Raw genomic sequence first — 22,353 nt, 5'->3', positions numbered from 1 at the left:
ATTGTTGGCTCTCTTTAGAATTAAATTAAGATTTAAGTAGTTGTTGATCTAAAAAACGTACAAAATCCTCTGATTTATTATAAAAACCATGAAGCGGTATTTTGCCCATTTCACCATGTTGATTTTCATACACCAATGTTGGAAAACCTTGTCCTCGAACATGGGATAATAATTGGCGTGCATGCTGAATATATTCATCTTGTTGATCTTGATCGATCGCATCTAAATATTTTGACCATTGGTCATTATTCAGTCCTAACTCGACAGCAAATTGCGCCAGCACACTATATTGTGTGACATTTAGCCCTTTTTGATAGTAGCCCTGTTGTATTAAATTTAATAACGATATCATCGCGCTATGCCCTAACCCCTGCTGAATACTCAGTAAAGCATGAGTTGCAGGGATAGAGTTCATGATCAGTGTGCTGTCTTTAAGCAAACCATTTTTATATTCATCACCAAAATCAACACCTGTGAGTTGATGGATTTGTTCATCATAGTGAATGATCTGTGTTCGCATTGCTGCTGTCATTTGTGGTTGATGATCTTCACTATAAAGTCCACCAAAATGTAGACGTTGTAGATTTGGAAATTTTTCTTCGACTGCATTAATTAAAGGCAGTGCACCATAACTCCAGCCGCAGATCGGGTCGATAATCCAGTGTAGAATTGGAGAAGCCATAAATTAACTCTCATCTATAAATATATGATTCAAAATATGTGAAAAGCCACACAGTTTTGCTGATATTTGTTATAGTAAATAATAAACTTACTTTTTGTAAGTACTTACTAAAAAGTAAGTGTTTTTTAGTCGTGGAAAGTTTATGAATACTGATGAATCTTGTTTAGCCGCAAATGTGTTGTCAAAGAATTGCCCCTCTCGGGTTAAGCTTATGCATTTAACCAATCGTTGGGGCGTTTTGGTCATGTTCTGTTTAAGAAGAGGGACTCACCGTTTTAGTGAGTTAAGACGTAGAATTGATGGCATCAGTGAAAAAATGTTGACTCAAACTTTACGTGATTTGGAAAATGATGGTTTTGTGATTCGTAAGGAATATCCAGTTATTCCGCCACATGTAGAATATTCTTTATCTGAAAATAAAGGAGTTGAAGTCGCTGAAAAAATTTATGATTTGGTTCAATGGATTGAACAAAATGAAAATTAACTTGGAATTGTTATAAGTTTCCATCCATTCTTTAGAGTGTGGCACTAATGATTTTAACGCAGAAGCTTTAAAAGACATTTGGTCCATACTGCCAATGAAATACTTATTTAAACCAAGGACATCAACCCATTGTGTAGAATTTGGTGCATATTGATATTTATTCAATCCACCAAACAATCCAATTGGATCTTTACTTACAAACCGTCCCACATAAGGCGAGTAATAACGATAACGGTATAGTGAAGCCCTATTTCTTGATCCTTGCGCTTCAGACAGAGCAATGCTCTGTCTTTGCTCATGCACCTTGGAAAAGGATATTGTTTGAAATAATTTCTGAGTTTTCAAAGAAATTGGAATTAGCCTTTTCAGCTTTGCACTCACCCCACACTCTGTATTGCGGTTTCCAAATGATCAAACCTGAGTGGTCTGTCATTTCCTGTGGTGTACCCAAATGGTCACAATGGTAGAACCATACATCATCAAAGCCTTTGCTTTTCTTGGTGGTTTTCCATATCGGATCACGGTAAATATTATACGGTTTATCTGTCCAATCAGGTGTTTGGTATAATCTTCTGCAGACTCAGACTCATCATTTAGCACGCCAAACTCTCGATTCCATGAATGCCAATGAAAAAAATTCATTTTGCGCAATAAATCCTAATTTTTCTTCAAATTTATCTGTTTCTTCTAGCTTAATTTGAAATGCTTTATCAAATAAACTTACATTCTCTTTGATATAAAATTTAGAATTTAATGTAAATGTTAATCTTCTATACTTCATTTGATAATTTCTTTTGTATATCGCTTTTGGGCTTAAATCATCAAGTTCATGGTTTTTAAATATTCTAAAACCGAAACTTTCACATCTCATCCCTTTTAAATATGGTTTTGATCTAAATTTAATATCAATTTATTGCTAAAGATGCCTTTAATAATAGGTTTGTGTAAACAAAGCCATTACTGATCCCTTATTATCTTTCTTCCTAGGTTTAGTGAATTAACAATATTCTCTAGAACTAGACCAATTTTAAAATCATTACTTTCAATGTTATTAATTAAGTCTAAGGATACATAAGACATAGTTTTATCAATCAATTTCAATAAATCACTTATTTTTTTTAATTCAAACTCAACAAAATCTAAACTTTCACTTTTTTTATTTAAATTAATTAAATTTACTGTAAGCTCATATTGAAAATTCACATATATATCATTCTCAATTATAGGAATAATATACACGTCCAATATTAACCTATATGTTATTGATTTTAATTCAATTGAATTTGATGCATAAAAAATGTTTGTATAAAAATAGGCATCTATTACATCAAACCTTTCATCTTAATTTAACGAATTTAACCATTGTAAATCTACGTTATATAGATAATTTTTTACAATCATCCAATTTCTAGTCACTTTTAATGGAAGCAAAAAATTTTCATTTAAAAAAGCTTCATAACTCATACTTATTTAATCCTTTTACGATAATAGCCATTATAACGTGCTTCAGATATCGGATGTCCATGAAACTCATTAGTACTTGAAGAAACCTCAATGCGCATATACTGTGTTGGTTTTCCTTCGTTGTAACCAATCACTCTCCCCGCATCATAAATATAATAATGTGATCCTTTACCATCATTTTCATGTTCTATACCTTTTGATAAACCTTCTTTCTCAATTCTATTTCTGAAAGCAGTAACTTGTGGTGTTGTCGCACTACACCCTAAACTATCACTCCAATATTGAGCTGGTTTCCCATAGCTAGAATATTTTATAGCAGTGTCTTTACATTTTGCTTGCGTATGTTTTAAATACACTCCTGATTTAGAATTTTCCCTATGTCGTCTATCTACTTTTATTTCATCTAAACTTCTTTGTTTCAAACCTAGAGGGTCAACCCATTCTAGAGGGTTATGTGCGTACTGATAAAAATTAACACCACCAAATAAACCCACTGGATCTTTACTAACAAACCTCCCTACATAAGGCGAGTAATAACGATAACGGTTATAATGTAGTCCTGTTTCTTGATCCTTGCGCTTCAGACAGAGCAATGCTCTGTCTTTGCTCATGCATCTTGGAAACGAATATTATTTGAAATAATTTCTGAATTTTCAAAGAAATTTGATTTAGCCTTCTCAGTCTTACACTCACCCCACGCCTTATACTCCGCCTTCCAAATGACAGCACCAGACTGATCACTCATTTCTTGTGGTGTACCTAAGTGGTCACAGTGGTAAAACCATAAATCATCGAAGCCTTTGCTTTGCTTGGTGGTTTTCGATAGCAAATTTTGGCGTACGTTATATGAATCATTAAAATAAAAATAAGCTCAATGAAGCTATCATTGAGCTTTGTATAATTTGAAATAACTTATCTGATTTTAAATTTTATTGATTAGAAAAAACTACAATTTTCCCTTCAGGTAGATGACCATCCCATCCACACGGAAAACCACCATTTAAATATATTTCTAAAATTTCTTTCCAGATTGTAGGAAAATAGTCATTTGCATAACATTGAAATATTATACCTATATCTCTATACATTAACTCTACTATCAGACAAGCTTCACCCGTTATCCATTTTTCTTTAGCTCCGTTAAAGTCTTGATTTTCAAATCCAAAATAATTTTTTTGTTTTAGTTTATATTTAATCCGATCGTTCCATTCAAAGCTTTCTAGAAAAATATCGGGGGGATCAGTCACAGTTTCCCATTCATCAAAATCATCAAAACTATCATTAGTCGCATAATCTATCCCTAAATTAGCATCAAAAATAATCTTGTAATCTTTTTCAGTACTAAACTTAGTATTATAAAAATTACCTTTTTCCAAAAAAGATATAAATTCAGCTGCACTTTCTACTACTTGATCCCAAGTCTTCATTTATGTTCCTTTCACATGGTCTCTTATCGTATTAGTGCCTTCATTCCTCTTCAAAAATATCAAATGAATGTAAATTTATATTATCCAAACTCGCTAATTGTTTTTTCATAAATTCATACTTACTTTGTTTTTCTTTATTTTTTCCATTAAAAAAACCCAATTTCAAAATAGTTTCTATTCCACCGTCATTTATTTGCAAATCACCATCAGGTAACTTATTTTGCAATATTTTAAAATTATCACAAAATAATCCCTCATAAGAGTAATAATTTCCCAAATAATCGCTGCTATGTTCAATAAAAGAAATATCAAATTTTTTTTCAAAAATTCGAACTAAATCAATTGGGTTTAAGTTTGTCGTATATGCTAAAAAAAAACTCTTTTTCATTTTACACCTTACATACAGTTTGCTGGAATTCTTGTACCTTCCGCTTTAGCTTTGGCACTTTCTGGACTATCAAATATCATAACATTTACATCCCGTCCTCCCGCGAGTTTTGACATCTTTTGAAGTACACCATTAATACCTAATTTATTTGCTTCGACTGAGTTTATCTCAATAGGTAATGTACGATTACCTTTTGCTAAACCCATTTTTTTTGCTTTTTCAAATAATTCTGGTTGAATCACAGCTATGTCAAAATCACTTACTCTTCCATCATCAAAAGCTTTACCCGTCTCAAAACTTCTACCACTATGTGCACTTCCTTGCATATACATCGTCGCACCTTTAAATCCTAATTTAGAAAACCCTGCCTGCATCGCTTGTCCAAACTGCTTTAATTGACCAAAGCTTTTAAAGCCTTTTGGTATTTTTTGACAGCTTAATCCTAGTGGATCAACCCATTCTGTAGGACTTGGGGTATAAGCATAATTATTACTTCCCCCCAACAACCCAATTGGATCTTTACTTACAAACCGTCCCACATAGGGCGAGTAATAACGATACCGGTTATAGTGTAAACCCGTCTCTAAATCGAAATACTGACCTTGGAAACGAATATTATTGCTGATGATTTCTGAATTTTCAAAGAAATTAGACTTCGCTTTCTCTGTTTGACATTCACCCCAAGCCTTATATTGTGCTTTCCAAATGATTGCCCCTGAGTGGTCTGTCATTTCCTGTGGCGTACCTAAGTGGTCACAATGATAGAACCATACATCATCAAAGCCTTTGCTTTGTTTGGTAGTTTTCCACAATGGGTCACGATGTACACTATACGGCTTGTCTGACCAATGAGGTGTTTGGTGTAGTTCTATAGGGCTTTGATAGACGGCTTGCAGCATCGGCACAAAACTATCTTTTTCGTAGATATAGTGTTTAGTGGCTTGTTCTGTTGACTCATAAGCCAATGTGTCACCATCCCATCCATAGATGATGTTGTGCTCATCACCTGTATGGTGGTGCTTACTACGTTTTTGTATTCTTCGTCCTAAAGCGTCATAGCGATATTCTGCTGTGTATTGGCTGTTACGGCTTTTGATCATTCGACCATAAACATCCCACTCAAGATTTAAATCACCTTGCGTTGATTTTTGTCGAACCAATTGTCCGTATGCATCATATTGGTATTGTTGGTCTAGGTATTCTTTGACCACGTTATTGACTAGACGATTGTAGCCATAGCCTTTTTCTTCTGCTCGTTGTACATAGTTTTGATCTTGATGTTGGGCTTTGTCATCATTGTAGCGATCTATGATGTTACTGGCAGGGTCAAATTTAAAGGTTTCTTTACCCAATTTACTGCTTGCTTCAAGTAAGCGTCCTACAGGATCGTATTTGTAGGCAATGTTGCCACGACGAGAATCTTTGATGGCAGTCAATTCACCTGTTTTGTCGTATTGATACAGTCGTTGTACCAATTGACTAGTTTGCTGTAAGGCATTGTTCTGTTTTGCTTGATTTTGCGCTGAGTATTGGTTTTGGTAGCCATTGTCATGTTCATTCAGCATGATTTGGCTGTGTAAGCGTCCAGCAAGGTCGAACTGTTGTTCTTGGCTGATGCCATTGGCGTAGTGACGTACAATTTCACGGTGTAGGTCATCTCGTTCAAAACTGACAAGGTCTTGTCCATTGACAATCAGGCTTTGTACATGCCCTGTACCATAAGTTAGCCAATCAATGTTTTGTCCATCAGGACGTATGGTTTTGATTCGATCATTGATTTCATCGTAGCTGTGTTTCCATACTGCTGTTTTGTTACTCTTGTAATCCTGCTGGTGTTCTTTGATCACATTGCCCGCAGCATCGTAGAACCATTGTAGGTTAGTCTCTGCATTCTTGGCATGCAAAATACGCCCCATGTAATCGTAGGCAAATTCTTCAGTCTGTTTGGCTTCAAGTTCTAAGCCGTAGTGACCATAGCCTGCGGTACGTTGTTCCAAACGCCCCATACTGTCAAAGATGAATTGTTGAATTCGATCTTTCGGGGCAGCACGGTCTTTGAGGTCTTGCCCATGTGCTGAAGCAACTTCGATACTGGTCGCAAGCTGTCCTGTGCCTTCATCGTAGTGGTAAATGGTTTCTTTATCATCAAAGTCAATTTCTTTGATTAAGCGTCCACCAAGATCGTAGAAGAATTGGTAACTTGCACCGTTCTCATTAATCAATCGGGTCAAACGTCCAAGGCGATCCCACTTGTATTTCAGTTTATGGTTGAGTGCATCGGTACGTGACAGGATTAAACCTGCTTCGTCGTATTCATAGCGTGTTTGATGTTGTTTTGGATCAATATGAACCAGTAAGCGTCCTTCAGCATCATGAACAAAGTGTTCTACTGCGCCATCAGCATGTTGGATTTTTTCCAGTTGACCAAAGGCATTTAAAGGTAAGCCTTTGATGATTGGTTCTCTTTTTTCAGTGGTCAGCTCAGTATAGAAATATTCAACTTTTTGTTTTAGAGCATTTTCAATATTTTTAACACGGCCACGTTCATCGTATTGCCATTTTGTTTCTTTGCCTGAACAATCGGTATAGCTAAGTAAGTTACCTTGATCATCGTATTTCAGGGCTTTAGAGCCACCTTTGGCATCGGTGATTGAAGTCACTAAACCCATGCCATTGTAAGCATAAGCAGTTTCATGTTTCAGTGGATCAATCTCTTTGATCAGATTGCCTGAACTATCGTATTGCTTAAACCAACGACCTTGTTCTGCATCAACCATCCCAATCAGATTATCTTTGTCATCATATTCAAAATAACTGGTTGCACCATTGTCTTGGGTATTGGTTAAGACATTACCACGCTCATCGTAAGTATAAGAGGTTTTTGAGCCATCTTTAGCGATATGCAAAGTGATGTTTTTGGCATTGTCTCTAAAGAACCATTCCTGAAAATTATCGGGATAGACAATACGATAGGTATAGCCATCGATATCGTAAAAATGTTCAGTGGTATTACCTTCAACATCCATCACATAGGTTTTACGAATGTTTTGATCCCAGTCAATTTTTGCAGCACGACTGGCATTGTCTGCCCATTCTTCAATGGCTTTAGATGTCGGTAAAATACCATCCCATTTCAGATTCATACCGCGTTGGGTCAAATCAGTATATCGAGTGATAAGGTGGTGCTTATATTGGTAATGGTAGGATGCAGCAAATTCGTTGGTGGCTTTGATTAAGTCACCGTGCTCATCATAATCGTAGCTGGCTAATACACGATCTAACTGACCTTTTTTGACTGTCCAAATATCAGAAACTAAGCCTTGTGGAGTGAGCTGTAGAGCGAGATGTGCCAGTTCACGGTCGTCCTGTTTGAATAGAATGTCCGAAAGAATAGATTTCTTCTCTGCATTGACATGGTCATAGCGTAGTGCAACTTTAAATCCATGTTTACGTTCTATATAAGACAGGCGATAGTCTTCACCATATTTTTCATAGAATCGCTTTTCATCATCACCATAAGCGATGAGATGTAATTGATCTGACAGTACCGTATAAGTATGCTGTTCGACTGGATCATAAATACTTTGACCTTTCTTTAACTCAGGCAGATCAATTGGTCGTCCATCCAAACCGATATATTCCAAGCCTTTTTGGTAGTCTTTTTGCTCTTTGTTTTTAGGATCGTATTTGAATTTACGTGAAATTTTAGTGGTGAAAGGTGTAATCCAACGTGCGCCAAAAATGGAGTCATCCATCTGATACAAATTTGACGCATAGGTACGATTGATACTGTCTTGAATCATACCGCCAATTTGAGCATCAAAATGGGAGAAGAATTCCGTCCCCATGGCAAAGGTAATTGCACCACTCGTACTCCCCATACAATTTTTACATTGGCTGGCATTTTTATTTGCTGGGGCTTGAGACGTTGATTTTTCTAATCGAGCATCATTATGTTGTTTTTTAGCTTCAGCTGTTTGTTGTGCTTTGATTTGTGCTGCTTTAGCGGCATCTTTTTTATGTTTTTTTACTGCCAATAGTAAAACAGATAACAGCCATCCGATGGTGAAAGCTGTTTCAGCACCCCCTAAACTTTTTATTTTTGTGTTTGCTGTTATCCCGAGTTGATTAATATTGCTACCGAGTTTTAAAACAGCAGCTTTATCTTCATTTTTAATTACCCACATTGCACCTTTGGTCAGTAAATTAGCACCACTCTTTGCATCTCCTTTCCAAGTATTCTCAACAGTGTAAACTATATTTTTTCCTGCTCTTAGAATCTCGCCATTCATTAAGCGAGGAATAATGGCAGCTCTTTGTTCTTCTGCTCTTTTATAATTGGCATCAGGTTTTGCAATTGTCCCTTTCTCAACAATTTCACGTATTCCTGTATTGATTGTTGTTGCACTCTTTTCAACCCATGCACCCGTGTCAGTCAGTGTTGAATTTAATCTCTTCTGAGCTTCAGTCGCAAACTTTTCGACATCGCCCGCCAATGCCGAGCTTAAATGCTCAGCTATAACACTAACAATAGTTGCGCTAATCGCGGGACCAAGTTGCTCTTTAGTGAATTTTTTTACACCATTTTTGGTAATTCGTCTTATTTCTTCTCTAACTAAAAATAATGCAGGACGCGCCATTGTGCGGGCAGTCGCTGTTGCTGGACCTGGGATAATTGCAATTGCATCAATTCCTAAATTTGCCCAATCTATAATATCAGCGTTGCTAAATCCCTTATCATAAATTTGCATCACATCAGAGACCACATCAACAGCAGCAAATATACTCCCTAAAAATGGTATATTTCTTGCCACCGTTTCAACTCGATCCAAAGTAACATTATTATTTGTTTTAGCTTTTAACCATTTATCGATCTTTGCTTTAGAATTTTGGACATCAGCAATTGTTAATGTATTTAAGGGTGCGACAACTTCAGGAGTACTTTGTGCCATGTTCTTCTCTAATTATAAAAATGTTTTAAATGGTGATTGAATATTAGATGTAATGTTGTTGCTTATATTCGGCTGAGAAGACTGTGTTAATGTTCTTAATGGATTACTTTGCTGATCCGATGCTACAAAACCTGTGCTACTACCAAACGACTGACTTAAATTTGTAATCTCACTTGAGCCTGCCACCTGTTGCATCACCATTGGTAATAAAGCTTTCGCACCTTGGTCTTTCAACTTTTTAACAGATTCAATTTTTTGTTGTACCGATTTAACATTACTCGCAAGCTGGCTCAATTGCTTAAAACCATTTTTCAAAGTATCCGTTAAACCTTTAGTACCAGATTGAATACCAACATTCCCTTCTTCATCATTTTTATTTGGCCAATCTACTTTACGTTTAAAATCACTCGATTCATCCCATGGATCACGAGGATCAGGCTCAAATAAAACTTTGACTGAACCAGTCGCTAAACCTGAAACACGCGCAAAACCTTTATCATCCAACTTCCCATTGACAACTTTGCCCAAAGTGTCTGTGACTGTATAACCAGCCCCTTTAACAAATTCACCATGCGAATAATCATGTAATAACTCCAAAATACCTGAAGCACGTTTCGGTGGTGGTGGTAGATTAGATTTAGCACTAACACTTGCCCCGCCCTGAAACACATGCTGTCCAGCATTCACCTCAAACTTCCCACCTGTTTTTGGGAAAATTCCTGAATTATTCAGTGCAATTTGCGATGAACCACCTGTAATCACAACCTCTTTAGGACTACTAATCACAACTTTGTCATCAGTAGATGAAATGTTAATACCCAGCTTGGCAAATACATCTAAAGCATCGGACTGTGCTTGAATCTCGACTTTACTTTGCGCTGCAATAGCTTTAATGCCACCTTGAGCAGCAAATAAACTGAGTTTGTTTTGCGCGTGTGCAATCAAATTCTTTTGCGTACTCAAGTTGATGCTATCGCCTGCAATTTGATTGATCTGCGAATCTGCGGAGATATGAATATCTTCAGGGGTACTTAAGGCAATCCCATCTTGTGAGCTTAATAAAAGCAAGGCTTTATTGAATTTTGCAATTTTTTGCTCAAGCTGTTCTGTAAATTCTTTTAGTTGCTCAATTGATTCAATTTCATCCGTCTTTTGGTTCTTGGCAATATCGCTTAAGGCTTTACTGTTGGTCTGACTACCTTCAAGTTGCTTTTTGGCAAGCTCTGAATCAAGGTGATCACCTTTGGCTTGGTCTTGTTTATAAGTCGAAAGTAGTAAACCTTGCCCTGCACGTACTGCTCCCCATTGGTCAGTACGAAGTTCAAAGCCTTCTCCACGATCATCACTTTCCGCTTTGTCTTTAGGATGACTCAGTTTGCCCAAGTTGAGTTGGCTGGCGGCATGACTACTCTGTAACTGGCTACTGATTTGGCCAGTAGTATCGTCAAACCTCAGTTGATTGTAACCACTGCCTTGATACTCTCGACTTTTTATTCCTGCCAGCTTCTTGGTGTCAGGCAGTTTACCTTTGTCATCAAACTTGCTTGGATGGCGTTGCGCTTCATGGATGCGCCCAACCACAAATGGACGGTCAATGTTGCCATCAAAGAAATCAATCACAACAATCTCACCGATTCTCGGTAAGAATCGCGCACCATAGCCTTCACCTGCCCATGGGGTCAGGACATCGACCCACGCTGAATCTGTGTCATTGTCATTGGAACCCGCACCGCCATCATGGGTATTGTCTTCATTACGGCTAAACAGGAAGCGAACTTTAATACGCCCCCATTCATCGACATGGATTTCTTCTCCACTTGGCCCCACCACTTTGGCCCGTTGTGGTGATGCAACCGGTCGGTGTTGTAATGGGTTATAGGCTGGAACCGTGCTGATATTACGACGTTGAATGGTTAAATTGCTGGCTTGACGTTCATCACTCGTGTTGCTGGTGATTTGACTTGTTTGCCAATTGCTTTGTTGGACTAAAGCTGTGACTTGATCGGTGAGATCTTTAGGTAAGTTATTTTGGTTATAAAAGCTTTTAGCCGTGATTAAAAATTCTTTGTCTGCACCTGAGTGTTGATCTATCTCAGGGTGTTCATTCAGTTCAAACCAATAACCAACATGTGCATCGCGCACTGTTGACGTTGCTGTAAATTGTTTGGCTTGTGAATCGTAGTAGTTACTGAGGTTTTGATTAAACTTTTCAATCTGACTGTTGCTCGATGGCGTTGCACCATCTTCGCCATTAAGGTCTTGTATCCATGCAGGGCTAAAGTGCCATGCTTGTTCTAAAGCTAGACTGGCATTGTCATAATTTTCACTATGGCTATGTTTACTTTGGACACTGCCAGCGCCTTCATCGATATCCAATACATCAGCTTGCCAACGTTGGATATACACTGAAGTCGGTTGAATGGAACGCTGACCAATAAAATTGGTAATTGAATCAGTTTTTTCTACGGCGCTGCTTCTATGGAAGCGAATATTGCGGCGTTCTAAGGCACTAAATTGCGAATTATCATCAATTAAACGAAGCTTTTGTGCTTGGATTTGTTCTGTTGAACTCGACACTTTAAGTTGTGCTTCATCGATCAGCCAGTTAATCCCTTCACTTCTCATCAAACGGGTCAGGAAGTCAAAATCACTTTCAGATGCCTGCATAATAAATGGGCGTACATCATAGTCTTTGCTCAGTCCACTCTTGTCCAATGTCAGACTTGAAGCAAACAGTGGGCTGCGTTGCACCCATTCTTGGAACACAGTCTGGATCACATCCACAACCGACTTATTCATAAATACTCGAGAGTTTCTACGGTGTTTCCAAAGTGCTGTTGGGTCTTCTACAGTCAAACGATAGATGGTAAGAGAACCATCAGATGCGCCAATATCGGCTTGGGTCACAATCCCTGAAATACGGGTTAATTCGGATTTATCTGTGACAATATCGATTGCAGCTTGAGTTCCAATAAAGCTTTTTAAAGGGATTGTTGCTGACGTCGCAAGACAGATGAGTTGGAGCCGAACAGCCTCATTGATTTGATGTGTTCCATCGATACGTTGTAGGAACACCTGTTGGCTCAACGCCGAATTAGAAAATTGTACGTGGATCGCACGTTTTTGTGCTGATAAGCCAAGCTGCTCCAAAGCAGCGTAAATATTGTTAGACATGCATTATTATTTAATTTTAAATTGTGATGTATTCTACTAAAAAGTTAGGTGGACTGTCTATACAGACCTGTCTATTTATTACTGGTTATTTACACAACACTGACTAGGTTTTGAATATGCCCATTTTAATTGAATATCATTATTGATAATGGTCATTTGCAATGATTAAAAACTTGAAAGTGCGCTTAGAGTTTTTTCATCAAACATAAGTGATCAACAGCTCAAGATAAAAAGCTAAAATATCAAACGTATATAATATTAATATTGGATTTTTATTCACGCTCTAAAATACGGGGACCGGATCCTTGGTGTCTCAATACATCTTCTGGATTACGTAAAGGACATTGTTTTAGAGATAAACAACCACAACCGATACACCAATCCATTTCATCTCTTAAACGTGTTAGTTTTTGAATACGCTCATCTAAATCCTTACGCCAATGCGATGATAACACTGACCATTGTTCTGCGGTTAATTTGCTTCCCATCGGATAAACACTTAATGCATTTTTAATTTCCTCCAGAGAAATTCCTACTTTTTGTGCAACCTTAATAATTCCAATATAACGTAAGACAATTGATGGAAAACGACGCTGATTTCCATTTGTTCTGATACTTTTAATTAGCCCTTTCGACTCATAAAAATGCAAGGTTGAAACAGCTACACCACTCCGTTTAGCCACCTCTCCTACCGTCATCATTCGATTAAAATCAATTTTTTCTTCTGTCTGCATTTTGATATTTCTCAACATTACTTGAGGTTTTATAATTCAGCAAAGTACATTTGTCAATTGATCTTACCTGCCATGGCCTTTCATCATTACAACTCAAAATACAAGAAATGCTATCGCTAATTTAAGCCATTGTAAAAATCTTATCTCTCTACAAATTTTCTGATCAAAGCCCATTGACCTAAATATAACTTGAGGTTTTAGACTGCTTGCCACAGCTATTATGAATAACAACAAGCTATTCATTTTAAAGGTTTTAATCATCCAGCCTTATTTCTTCAGGAAATATTCTCATGCCATATTTCATTAAATTAAGTTTAGAAAGCCAATGGCTGTGGACCATCAGCAGATGTTGTCTTGCGCTTCTATTTCTAAGTTCAGGACTTAGTAAAATTCTTGCTGTAGAAACAGGATTTTTGGAAATGCAGGCGGCTGGTCTAGAGCCTGCGTGGTTATTTAATTATGCTTCTGCGTTGATTCTACTTGTGGGCGCCTATTGTATTTTATTTGAGCGGCATATGTGGTTCGGCACACTGATTCTTTCTGTATTTTTAGCACTGACAATCGTGATTGTGCATCACTTTTGGAACATGACTGGTATTCAAGCCAATATCGCCTTTTACTTTGCACTTGAACATATTTCAGTGATTGGCGGTCTTTTAGCGCTGACCATTGCCAGTCATTTTCGACAACAACTCCGCAACCTTGGAGTTGTCGCATGAAAAACAACAAATGGCTTTTTCTAATCGCGATCACTTTAATTCTCGTGGGTGTCGCAATCTATTTTTATTTAAATTCTCGTTCAAGTGAAACGCATCAATCTGGCGCTTACCCTCCAGTCAAAGTGGCCTTGAGTACAGTGGTCGAACAAAATATTCCACAAGTGCTTTCCAGTATTGGTGAGTTGGAAGCAATCCGACAAGTCAAAGTGTCAACAGAAACAACAGGTATGATCAAACAGATTTATTTCCAATCTGGACAAGCTGTTCAACAAGGTCAAATACTGATTCAACTCAATACCGATGTTGAACAAGCTCAATTAGGTCGCTTGCAAGCCAAATTGAAACAAGCCGAAATGGCCTATCACCGCACCAAACTTCTGATTGATAGTCATGCAATTTCACGGGCAGAAATGGATACCGCATTGGCTGATCGAGATATGACGCGTGCAGAAATCCAACAGCTACAAGCCAGCATAAAACAAAAAGCGATTCGCGCACCCTTTTCTGGTGTCATGGGAATACGCCAAGTACATCAAGGACAATATTTAGAGGCAGGCTCTGGTATTGCTAATCTGGTCGACTTTCGACAAATTCTTGCCAATTTCACATTGGATGAACAATTGGCATCAAGATTAAAAATCGGACAATCTGTACAACTCAAAATTGATGCATTTCCTGAAAAGTCCTTTACAGCTGTGGTAAGTGCAATCGAACCAATGATCACAACATCGCGAACTGTGCAGGGGCAAGCAATTTTAAATAACCATGATCAACAGTTAAAACCGGGCATGTATGCCAAATTAGACATCCAAGAATCTGAACGCCCAAGCTTGGTCGTTCCTGAAACTGCGATTACCTATACGGCTTATGGCAATACTGTCTTCCTTGCAAAACAAGACCATAACAAGCTGATTGTGCAACGTGTGGCGGTAGTGCTCGGTGAGCGCCATCAAGCCAAAGTTGTAGTCAAATCTGGGCTCAAAGCAGGTGATCAAGTTGTTGTATCAGGACAACTTAAATTAAGTGATGGTATGCAAGTTGAGCCGACCGTAAATACACTTGAGCATCCCCAATCTTCCTCGATCAAGCCCAAAGTCTAGGGAGATAAGCGAATGAAATTTACTGACCTATTTGTAAAACGCCCTGTATTGGCCTTGGTCGTCAGCACCTTGATCTTGCTGGCAGGCTTGTTTTCTCTAAATAAACTGCCTATCCGACAGTATCCTTTACTTGAAACTTCAACGATAAGTATCAATACAGAATATCCCGGTGCATCTGCTGAACTTATGCAAGGTTTTGTCACCCAACCCATTGCTCAAGCAGTGTCTTCGGTAGAGGGCATCGACTATCTCAGTTCTTCTACTGTACAGGGTCGCAGTGCTGTAACGTTACGCATGCAATTAAATCGTGACTCGACCCAAGCATTAACAGAGGTGATGGCAAAGGTTAATCAAGTCCGTTACAAACTACCAGAACAGGCATTTGATCCAGTCATTGAACGTTCTTCAGGTGAATCTACCGATGTTGCCTATATCGGATTTTCCAGCGAACAACTGTCCTTGGCTGAATTAACCGATTATTTGTCTAGGGTGGTAGAGCCCATGCTGTCTACAATTGATGGCGTTGCTAAGGTACAGACCTATGGCAGTCAGCGTTTGGCTATGCGGATTTGGTTGGATGCCGATCGTTTGGCCAGTCGTGGTGTAACTGCCGCCGATGTCGCCAATGCGATCCGTCAAAATAACTATCAAGCCGCACCGGGTCAGGTCAAAGGCGAATTGGTGGTTTCAAATGTCAATGTTTCCACAGATCTCACCAGTATTCAGGACTTTAAAAATCTGGTGATACGCAATGATGCTCAAAATCTAATTCGTCTACAAGATGTGGCAACAGTTGAACTTGGCGCTGCTTCGACAGAAACAAGTGCCTCTATGGATGGTAAACCTGCAATTTTTGTTGGTCTACAAGCGACGCCTACAGGCAACCCCTTGGTGATCGTACAGGGAATTAAAGATAAATTGCCTGAGATCAAAAAAACTTTGCCACCGGGGGTTACAGTTAATCTTGCCTATGAAACAGCCCGCTTTATCGATGCCTCTATTGATGAAGTTTTACATACTTTTATCGAAGCGCTGATTATTGTTATTGCGGTGATCTATCTGTGTTTAGGTTCTTTACGTAGTGTCTTGATCCCTGTAGTGACAATTCCACTGTCAATGTTAGGTGCCTTGGGTTTAATGCTGTTATGTGGCTTTAGCATCAATTTACTCACACTTTTAGCCATGGTACTCGCCATCGGCTTGGTTGTAGATGATGCAATCGTAGTGGTTGAAAATGTCCATCGGCATATTGAAGAAGGAGCATCCCCAGTTGCAGCAGCTCTGATCGGGGCACGAGAAGTCGCAGGCCCTGTAATTGCAATGACCATTACACTGGCCGCAGTGTATGCTCCGATTGGTTTAATGGGTGGATTAACTGGTTCCTTATTCAAAGAATTTGCTTTTACTTTAGCAGGCGCAGTTTTGGTTTCAGGGATTATTGCCTTAACCTTATCTCCTGTTATGAGTTCATTTCTGCTTCAATCCAAACAGCAGGAAGGTAAAATGGCAAAAGCAGCCGAATGGTTCTTTGAACATTTGACTCAGCTTTACAGTAAATTGCTCAATTTTTCATTACATCATCGTTGGATCACAGTGGTTTTTGCGATCGCTATTTTTATTAGCCTTCCATTGCTTTACCAACTCCCTCAAAAAGAATTGGCGCCCAATGAAGATCAAGCCAGTGTATTGGCAGCCATCAAAGCACCACAACATGCCAATCTGAATTATGCTGAGCACTTTAATCAAAAACTCGATGAAATCTTCTGGACTTTCCCCGAAACCAGTACCACGTGGATTATTAATGGTACAGATGGGCCTGCATCAAGTTTTGGTGGAACAACCCTTTCGACATGGTCTGAGCGAGTGCATTCTGCGGATGAAATTCAACAGCAACTTCAAGCCAAAGTCGGTGATGTAGAAGGCAGCAGTATTTTTGTATTCCAAAATCCTGCGCTTCCCGGTTCAACAGGTGGATTACCCTTACAAATGGTGTTGCGTAGTGCACAAGACTATTCAACCATTTATCAGGCGATGCAGAACATCAAGCAAAAAGCCCGTGAAAGTGGCCTTTTTGTGGTGGTCGACAGTGATCTTGACTTTAATAACCCCGTGATTCGAATCGAGGTTGATCGGGCCAAAGCCAATAGTCTGGGTATTCGTATGCAAGATATCGGTGAAGCCTTGGCGACATTGGTTGGTGAGAATTATATCAATCGTTTTAGTATGCAAGGTCGTGCCTATGATGTGATTCCTCAAAGCATCAATACACAACGTTTGACAGCTCAAGCACTGACACGACAGTTTATTCGTACGGACCAAGGCACACTGATTCCCTTATCGACTGTGGTCAGTCTAAGTGAACAGGTAGAACCCAATAAACTCACTCAATTTAATCAACAAAATGCTGCAACTTTTCAGGCAATCCCCGCCGCTGGGGTTTCCTTAGGTCAAGCTTTAAGTTTTCTGGAACAGGCTGCATCTGAGTTACCGACTGGATTTAGTTATGACTGGCAAGCCGATGCACGTCAGTATGTACAGGAAGGTAACGCTTTGATGTTTGCATTTTTAGCCGCGCTGATTGTGATTTATCTGGTTTTAGCCGCTCAATATGAAAGCCTAATGGATCCATTTATTATTTTAATTACGGTTCCGCTGTCGATCTGTGGCGCATTAATCCCCTTGGCTTTTGGACTTGCCACAGTCAATATCTACACTCAGATTGGTTTAGTCACACTGATTGGACTGATTAGTAAGCATGGTATTTTAATGGTTGAGTTTGCCAATGAATTACAAGTTCATGAAGGTTTAGATCGGCGAGCGGCCATTTTAAAAGCTGCTCAAATTCGTTTACGTCCAATTCTGATGACCACAGCGGCAATGGTGTTTGGGCTGATTCCTCTCCTTTTTGCCACAGGCGCTGGTGCACATAGTCGTTTTGGCTTAGGGCTTGTGATTGTCTGCGGTATGTTGATCGGGACCTTCTTTACGCTTTTTGTCTTACCTACCATTTACAGTCTGTTGGCTCGTCAACACAATCAAGACCTTCACTCTAGCCGTTTACAAGAGCTACAACAGATTGACCAACAGGCGCAAAAATCATGACGTTGAGTGGGCTGAACAACCAGCATGCTGCTGTCTAGGCTTCTGTGTATGATCAGATCGCTTGAATATATTTTTTTGATGATAAAGTTCTATATCTATAGAACTTTATCAACTTTTTAGTGCGTGATTCTAACCACTGATTTAGAGCTACTGATTTAGAGCGACTGATTTTTCACTACTTTGTTCACTCATATTTTTACAGTTGGGTTTTGCCGATTTGATTGTTTTATGATTCTAGAATCTCATTTCGAACCCTGCTTTGATGGTACGGCCGGGAATTGGCATACCGATCACTGTACCAGGATCAAAGTTATAACGATTGGTTAAGTTATCAACATTAAACGAGAGATTTAGATTTGGATTCAGTTTATAGCTCGCAAAAATATCAACTAAGGTTTCCGAAGAAATTTCAGTCACCGCACGCCCACTCACCCCTGTACCCTGTAACCAACCTTTAGGATTTTTCTTTTCAGAATGATATCTGGCACGTACCCCCACATTGAGTTTATTTTCAAACAAACTCTTGCCTAAGCTAATATTAAAAAGTTTACGTGGTGGCAAGCGTGTTGAAATCAGACTCCAAGAATCTCCGACCTCATTACAATCATCTTTCGTTGCTGGGCATACTTTCGGTGCTTGATATAAAGTTCCGTTCATGTTTACAAAGAAACTTGGATGCTGGTAAGCAAGATTAAACTCTAAACCTTTCAATACAACTTGCTCATAATTTAGAAAAGTATATGAGGTGGTATAAGGCAAAATAAAATCAGGCGTAATCTCATTAACAATCTCTTTACGTTGGACTCCTTGGGTAAGGAAATTTTGGGTTTGATTACGGAAATAATTGATATTGAATTTTAACTGATCTGCTTCAGTGAAAACGTTATCGTTGTGCCCAATAAAACCAAACTCAACAAGACGAGAATTCTCTGATTTAATCGGCAGATCTGGATCATAACTAAAGGTTTGTTTGGAAACCGTCGATTCAAACAAACTTGGACTGCGGTACATATTGGAGAGTTTTCCATAGACATCAATACCATTCAGCAACTGATAATTCAGCTGCGCTATCCAGTCGATCTTTCCGTCATAATCTCGAAGCGCATAGCCTTTGTCATTTAAATCGGAATTGGCGACCGGTCTCATTGCGACATACTGGTCTCCATAATCCTTAACTTTTGCCTTATGCCATTTACTGCCTAAACTCAGGGTAAAATCTTTAAAGATATAATCGCCATTGAGAAATAGAGAGGACTCTTGACGTAATCCATCACGTGCGATTTCAGTATCAATAAGGTTTTGTGGCTTCATCCGTTGCTCGTCATATGTCAGACCATAATTCAAGGTTAAAGCATCAATTTTACTGGTGTTTTCTAAATTAATCCCACTACGATAGTCCTGAAAACTTCCCCAGTATTGGTCGCCATAATGAGAATTGGCTATGCCAAGCATGCCATTGTGCTGGCGATATTTGGCATTGGTATGCCAAACCCCTAACTCTAAATCAAACCACTGATTATTCTTGGGCTTATAGGTATAGTTGGCACTGAATGCATTAATCGCTGCGGTTCCAAGGGACCATTGTGGCATGGTAAATGCGCCCTCTATATATTTGGGTAGAACATAATCACCATCGATATATCCCCAAGGTGGAGAGTTGGGATCAATCACTTGCGATCTATTCCAATAAAAAGCCATGACCTCACCCGCTTTTTGCATATGGCGGCGCATATTCACTTCAACACGATGTTCGTCTGTAATATTCATACCCGCTTTGATGATGCCTGAATCACTTTTATAACTGGTGTTTACCACCTCTTGACCGGGTCCAACATCAACAATATCTCGCGCTTCATAATAATCAATGCCATGTTTTCCAGCATAGTAATTACCGACTTCCCGTTTACTATAAGCAGCCACCAGATCGAATACATCATTCCGATAAGCAGCAGCGATTGTGCCAGCGCCATTTTGAAAATTATTCGAGGACAGTTTATTACGAAGCAGATAAGACATCTGCTCACGCTCATTATCTGAGGTCTGTGGTGCTTTGTTATTGTTATAAAAACTGCCTTTTAGCATGATACCTGATTGACGATTTGGCAGCAAAATATCGTTTGCACTGAGTGTACGCATTTTCACGATTCCGCCAATACCGCCCACACTAAATTTCGCTCGCGATGCGCCTTTTTCGACTTCAATCTGACTAATCAAATCCATATCGATATAAGTTCGGTCACTCTCTCCTTGATAGCCTCGAAAGGTATGACTGGATTGTAGGCTACCATCAATAATTACAGGGACACGTCCCTCACCTTGTACTCCACGGATACCAATATCTATTGCACCCGCTTCGTTACGCAGGCTATTGACTTGTACACCAGCGATATCAGAAAACACATCACCATTCCCCGTGCCTCTAAATCGGCTAATGTGTTCACGATTCAGCTGTGTTGTATTGACCTTTTGTTTTTGTTGTACAGCATTGACTTTAATCTGAGGAAGCGTAACAACATCACTGTCCATATTATTGAAAAGCGAAGTGTTATTTAACGGAGTGCTTGTATTTCCAGTCGCAGTGTTTTTCTCTGTATTCGGTTTAGCTGAGCCAGATTTAGCAATTAAGACATAAGTCGAACCTTGCTGCTCTACCCGAAAAGGGTGATCTGTAAGCAAATAATCGAAGCCTTGCTTTACACTATAATGCCCGGTAATTCCTTTACTTTTCAGCCCTTTTAAAATATTTGCATCATAACTTAAGGCAATACCCGACTGTGCTGCAAAACTTGATAACACATAGCCCAATTGGTTCTCTGAAATTTGATAATATTTTTCTGGCGCTTTTTTCGCTGCCATTGAAACATTGGGAGTAATTTGTGCATAAACACCACTGATGCAAAAGCACTGTATTAACATGGCCAGAGTTTGTTTTTTAAACTTCATAGGAACGCCCACACTTGTGAATGATTTTCATTTTCAATAATCATTACCCAGTGAATTGTTAAAACATGACATGAAAATTTATATTTTTTCTGGTCTGGTCCAAATCCAGATCAACCCAATCAGCAAAATGACCAGCAGGCTAAGTTTTAAGTGCAGATGCAGTGAAGACACCATTAACATTGTCGTACCGAATAAAATACTCAATGTCATCATCCATTTACGTGAACGCGAAATCTGTTTAAAACCGCCACGATACTGTGCGAGCAACATTGCCATATAACGATTTTGATGTAACCAACGATGCAAGCTTGCTGAACCTTTTGAGGCAAAAATCGTTGCTAAAAAGAGGAAATCAAAAGTTGGGATCCCTGGCAATACAATGCCCACCACAGCGAGAACAAGACACAAAATTGCCAAGATGATGCAGATCACACGCACTACTGAAGATGAATGTAAATTTGCGGATGGCGTTACTGGCAAAGACGCTAACAGCGTTAAGTCTTTGCCTTGTGTGTGATTACTAACAGAAGACACTTTCTTCATGTTGAATGAATGTCTTTTAATAATGCGCCAAAATAATCAAAGGCTTGTTGAGCAGCGTAAATGACGCGATCTTGCTCGTCTTGAGTAAAGTCAGCCTGATCAAGTTCCTCAATAAAGTGTTTCCAGACTTTAGCCCGCCCTTCTGGATAGGCAGCTAAATTTCTCGCAGCAAAATCTGCGGAAAACCCCAAACTTTGTTGTGCTTGTTTAAATAAGAATGCTGCACCCAGCGTAGAACCTTCTGATACATAGATCCAACCCAGCGCTTCAGGAAAGCCGACAGTTTCAGTAACCAAGGCCAACGGCTCTGGTTCGATCTGAAGATCTTGTAGATCTAAGTAAGCCGCTTGTGAACGCCCACGAATATCTAAATCAGAAATCAAGGCTGCGACCTTGGAATGTTGAAATAAATATTCGACATTTTTTTGAAAATAATACTGCGACAAAGTAAATTTTGCATAATGTGCGACGTCTTTAAATACTTGGGCTTTTTCCATTAATTGATGCATATATTCATGTTGACTGGCTGTCTCTGTTTTTAAACGAGATGCAAGGCGGTTGAGTGTGAATGAGGTGCTCATCAATTTTCTCCAATTTGTTTGGTTTAACTGTATTACCCGCCTTGTCTGTAAAAACTGACA

The 22,353-nt window shown here is 39.0% G+C and carries 14 protein-coding genes and 2 pseudogenes; 4 read left to right on the top strand and 12 right to left on the bottom strand.

What is annotated here, in order from left to right; all coding sequences use genetic code 11:
- Positions 1 to 25 precede the first annotated feature (25 nt).
- Entirely contained in the window at positions 26 to 682 is a 657-nt protein-coding gene (locus tag CQZ96_RS18710; RefSeq protein WP_105713495.1) for a DsbA family protein, read from the bottom strand.
- Positions 683 to 824: 142 nt separating this feature from the next.
- Here CQZ96_RS18710 and CQZ96_RS18705 point away from each other — a divergent pair, with 142 nt between their 5' ends.
- The gene (locus tag CQZ96_RS18705) at positions 825 to 1,166 is read left to right on the top strand and encodes a winged helix-turn-helix transcriptional regulator (RefSeq protein WP_105713494.1); all 342 of its coding nucleotides are present in this window, start codon (positions 825 to 827) and stop codon (positions 1,164 to 1,166) included.
- Between the two features lie 105 nt (positions 1,167 to 1,271).
- On the opposite strand, the pseudogene CQZ96_RS21750 reads toward CQZ96_RS18705, so the two are convergent.
- The 8 genes and pseudogenes from CQZ96_RS21750 to soxR all read right to left on the bottom strand — a co-directional run.
- A pseudogene (locus tag CQZ96_RS21750) lies at positions 1,272 to 1,734 on the bottom strand (RHS repeat domain-containing protein); the annotation flags it as partial.
- A gap of 389 nt (positions 1,735 to 2,123) precedes the next feature.
- Complete coding sequence (locus CQZ96_RS21745) at positions 2,124 to 2,369, bottom strand: hypothetical protein (RefSeq protein ID WP_228722737.1); 246 nt, start codon at positions 2,367 to 2,369, stop codon at positions 2,124 to 2,126.
- 263 nt (positions 2,370 to 2,632) lie between these two features.
- Positions 2,633 to 3,477, bottom strand: a pseudogene (locus CQZ96_RS18685) (RHS repeat domain-containing protein); the annotation flags it as partial.
- An 82-nt stretch (positions 3,478 to 3,559) separates the two neighbouring features.
- Positions 3,560 to 4,057, bottom strand: coding sequence for a hypothetical protein (locus CQZ96_RS18680; RefSeq protein WP_105713491.1), 498 nt, complete (start codon positions 4,055 to 4,057; stop codon positions 3,560 to 3,562).
- A gap of 40 nt (positions 4,058 to 4,097) precedes the next feature.
- The gene (locus CQZ96_RS21740) at positions 4,098 to 4,445 is read right to left on the bottom strand and encodes a hypothetical protein (protein ID WP_227549130.1); all 348 of its coding nucleotides are present in this window, start codon (positions 4,443 to 4,445) and stop codon (positions 4,098 to 4,100) included.
- A gap of 8 nt (positions 4,446 to 4,453) precedes the next feature.
- A complete protein-coding gene (locus CQZ96_RS18670) occupies positions 4,454 to 9,397 on the bottom strand; it encodes an RHS repeat-associated core domain-containing protein (RefSeq protein ID WP_228722736.1) in 4,944 nt (1,647 codons plus the stop codon).
- 12 nt (positions 9,398 to 9,409) lie between these two features.
- The gene (locus CQZ96_RS18665; RefSeq protein ID WP_105713490.1) at positions 9,410 to 12,571 is read right to left on the bottom strand and encodes a type VI secretion system Vgr family protein; all 3,162 of its coding nucleotides are present in this window, start codon (positions 12,569 to 12,571) and stop codon (positions 9,410 to 9,412) included.
- 272 nt (positions 12,572 to 12,843) lie between these two features.
- Positions 12,844 to 13,305, bottom strand: coding sequence for a redox-sensitive transcriptional activator SoxR (gene soxR / locus CQZ96_RS18660; RefSeq protein ID WP_056513223.1), 462 nt, complete (start codon positions 13,303 to 13,305; stop codon positions 12,844 to 12,846).
- A gap of 290 nt (positions 13,306 to 13,595) precedes the next feature.
- On the opposite strand from soxR, the gene CQZ96_RS18655 reads away from it, so the two are divergent.
- The 3 genes from CQZ96_RS18655 to CQZ96_RS18645 are packed head-to-tail and all read left to right on the top strand — an operon-like array spanning position 13,596 to position 18,226.
- The gene (locus CQZ96_RS18655; protein ID WP_105713489.1) at positions 13,596 to 14,024 is read left to right on the top strand and encodes a DoxX family protein; all 429 of its coding nucleotides are present in this window, start codon (positions 13,596 to 13,598) and stop codon (positions 14,022 to 14,024) included.
- On the top strand, positions 14,021 to 15,124 hold the full coding sequence (locus CQZ96_RS18650) for an efflux RND transporter periplasmic adaptor subunit (protein WP_105713488.1): 1,104 nt from the start codon (positions 14,021 to 14,023) through the stop codon (positions 15,122 to 15,124). The genes CQZ96_RS18655 and CQZ96_RS18650 overlap by 4 nt, the downstream gene beginning before the upstream one ends.
- A gap of 12 nt (positions 15,125 to 15,136) precedes the next feature.
- Positions 15,137 to 18,226: a MexW/MexI family multidrug efflux RND transporter permease subunit gene (locus CQZ96_RS18645; protein WP_105713487.1), complete on the top strand. Its 3,090-nt coding sequence runs from the start codon at positions 15,137 to 15,139 to the stop codon at positions 18,224 to 18,226.
- Between the two features lie 234 nt (positions 18,227 to 18,460).
- On the opposite strand, the gene CQZ96_RS18640 is transcribed toward CQZ96_RS18645, so the two are convergent.
- The 3 genes from CQZ96_RS18640 to CQZ96_RS18630 all read right to left on the bottom strand — a co-directional run bounded on the left by CQZ96_RS18640 (position 18,461) and on the right by CQZ96_RS18630 (position 22,293).
- A complete protein-coding gene (locus CQZ96_RS18640; RefSeq protein WP_105713486.1) occupies positions 18,461 to 21,169 on the bottom strand; it encodes a TonB-dependent receptor in 2,709 nt (902 codons plus the stop codon).
- Between the two features lie 78 nt (positions 21,170 to 21,247).
- Positions 21,248 to 21,712: a YbaN family protein gene (locus CQZ96_RS18635; protein WP_105713485.1), complete on the bottom strand. Its 465-nt coding sequence runs from the start codon at positions 21,710 to 21,712 to the stop codon at positions 21,248 to 21,250.
- Positions 21,709 to 22,293 (bottom strand): biliverdin-producing heme oxygenase, encoded by a 585-nt coding sequence (locus tag CQZ96_RS18630; protein ID WP_056513245.1) that lies wholly within the window; start codon positions 22,291 to 22,293, stop codon positions 21,709 to 21,711. Before CQZ96_RS18630 ends, CQZ96_RS18635 begins: the two co-directional genes overlap by 4 nt.
- Positions 22,294 to 22,353 lie beyond the last annotated feature (60 nt).

Origin of the sequence: Acinetobacter sp. MYb10 (genome assembly GCF_002980175.2) — a bacterium.
Lineage (GTDB): Bacteria > Pseudomonadota > Gammaproteobacteria > Pseudomonadales > Moraxellaceae > Acinetobacter > Acinetobacter guillouiae.
This window is presented reverse-complemented; position numbering and strand designations above follow the sequence as displayed.

What these genes read in the sequence shown, in the direction of transcription:
- CQZ96_RS18705 (WP_105713494.1), top strand. Translation starts at nt 825, where the DNA reads ATGAATACTGATGAATCTTGTTTAGCCGCAAATGTGTTGTCAAAGAAT.
- CQZ96_RS18680 (WP_105713491.1), bottom strand. Translation starts at nt 4,057, where the DNA reads ATGAAGACTTGGGATCAAGTAGTAGAAAGTGCAGCTGAATTTATATCT.
- CQZ96_RS21740 (WP_227549130.1), bottom strand. Translation starts at nt 4,445, where the DNA reads ATGAAAAAGAGTTTTTTTTTAGCATATACGACAAACTTAAACCCAATT.
- CQZ96_RS18645 (WP_105713487.1), top strand. Translation starts at nt 15,137, where the DNA reads ATGAAATTTACTGACCTATTTGTAAAACGCCCTGTATTGGCCTTGGTC.
- CQZ96_RS18655 (WP_105713489.1), top strand. Translation starts at nt 13,596, where the DNA reads ATGCCATATTTCATTAAATTAAGTTTAGAAAGCCAATGGCTGTGGACC.
- CQZ96_RS18650 (WP_105713488.1), top strand. Translation starts at nt 14,021, where the DNA reads ATGAAAAACAACAAATGGCTTTTTCTAATCGCGATCACTTTAATTCTC.
- CQZ96_RS18640 (WP_105713486.1), bottom strand. Translation starts at nt 21,169, where the DNA reads ATGAAGTTTAAAAAACAAACTCTGGCCATGTTAATACAGTGCTTTTGC.
- CQZ96_RS18670 (WP_228722736.1), bottom strand. Translation starts at nt 9,397, where the DNA reads ATGGCACAAAGTACTCCTGAAGTTGTCGCACCCTTAAATACATTAACA.
- soxR (WP_056513223.1), bottom strand. Translation starts at nt 13,305, where the DNA reads ATGCAGACAGAAGAAAAAATTGATTTTAATCGAATGATGACGGTAGGA.
- CQZ96_RS18635 (WP_105713485.1), bottom strand. Translation starts at nt 21,712, where the DNA reads ATGAAGAAAGTGTCTTCTGTTAGTAATCACACACAAGGCAAAGACTTA.
- CQZ96_RS18630 (WP_056513245.1), bottom strand. Translation starts at nt 22,293, where the DNA reads ATGAGCACCTCATTCACACTCAACCGCCTTGCATCTCGTTTAAAAACA.
- CQZ96_RS18710 (WP_105713495.1), bottom strand. Translation starts at nt 682, where the DNA reads ATGGCTTCTCCAATTCTACACTGGATTATCGACCCGATCTGCGGCTGG.
- CQZ96_RS18665 (WP_105713490.1), bottom strand. Translation starts at nt 12,571, where the DNA reads ATGTCTAACAATATTTACGCTGCTTTGGAGCAGCTTGGCTTATCAGCA.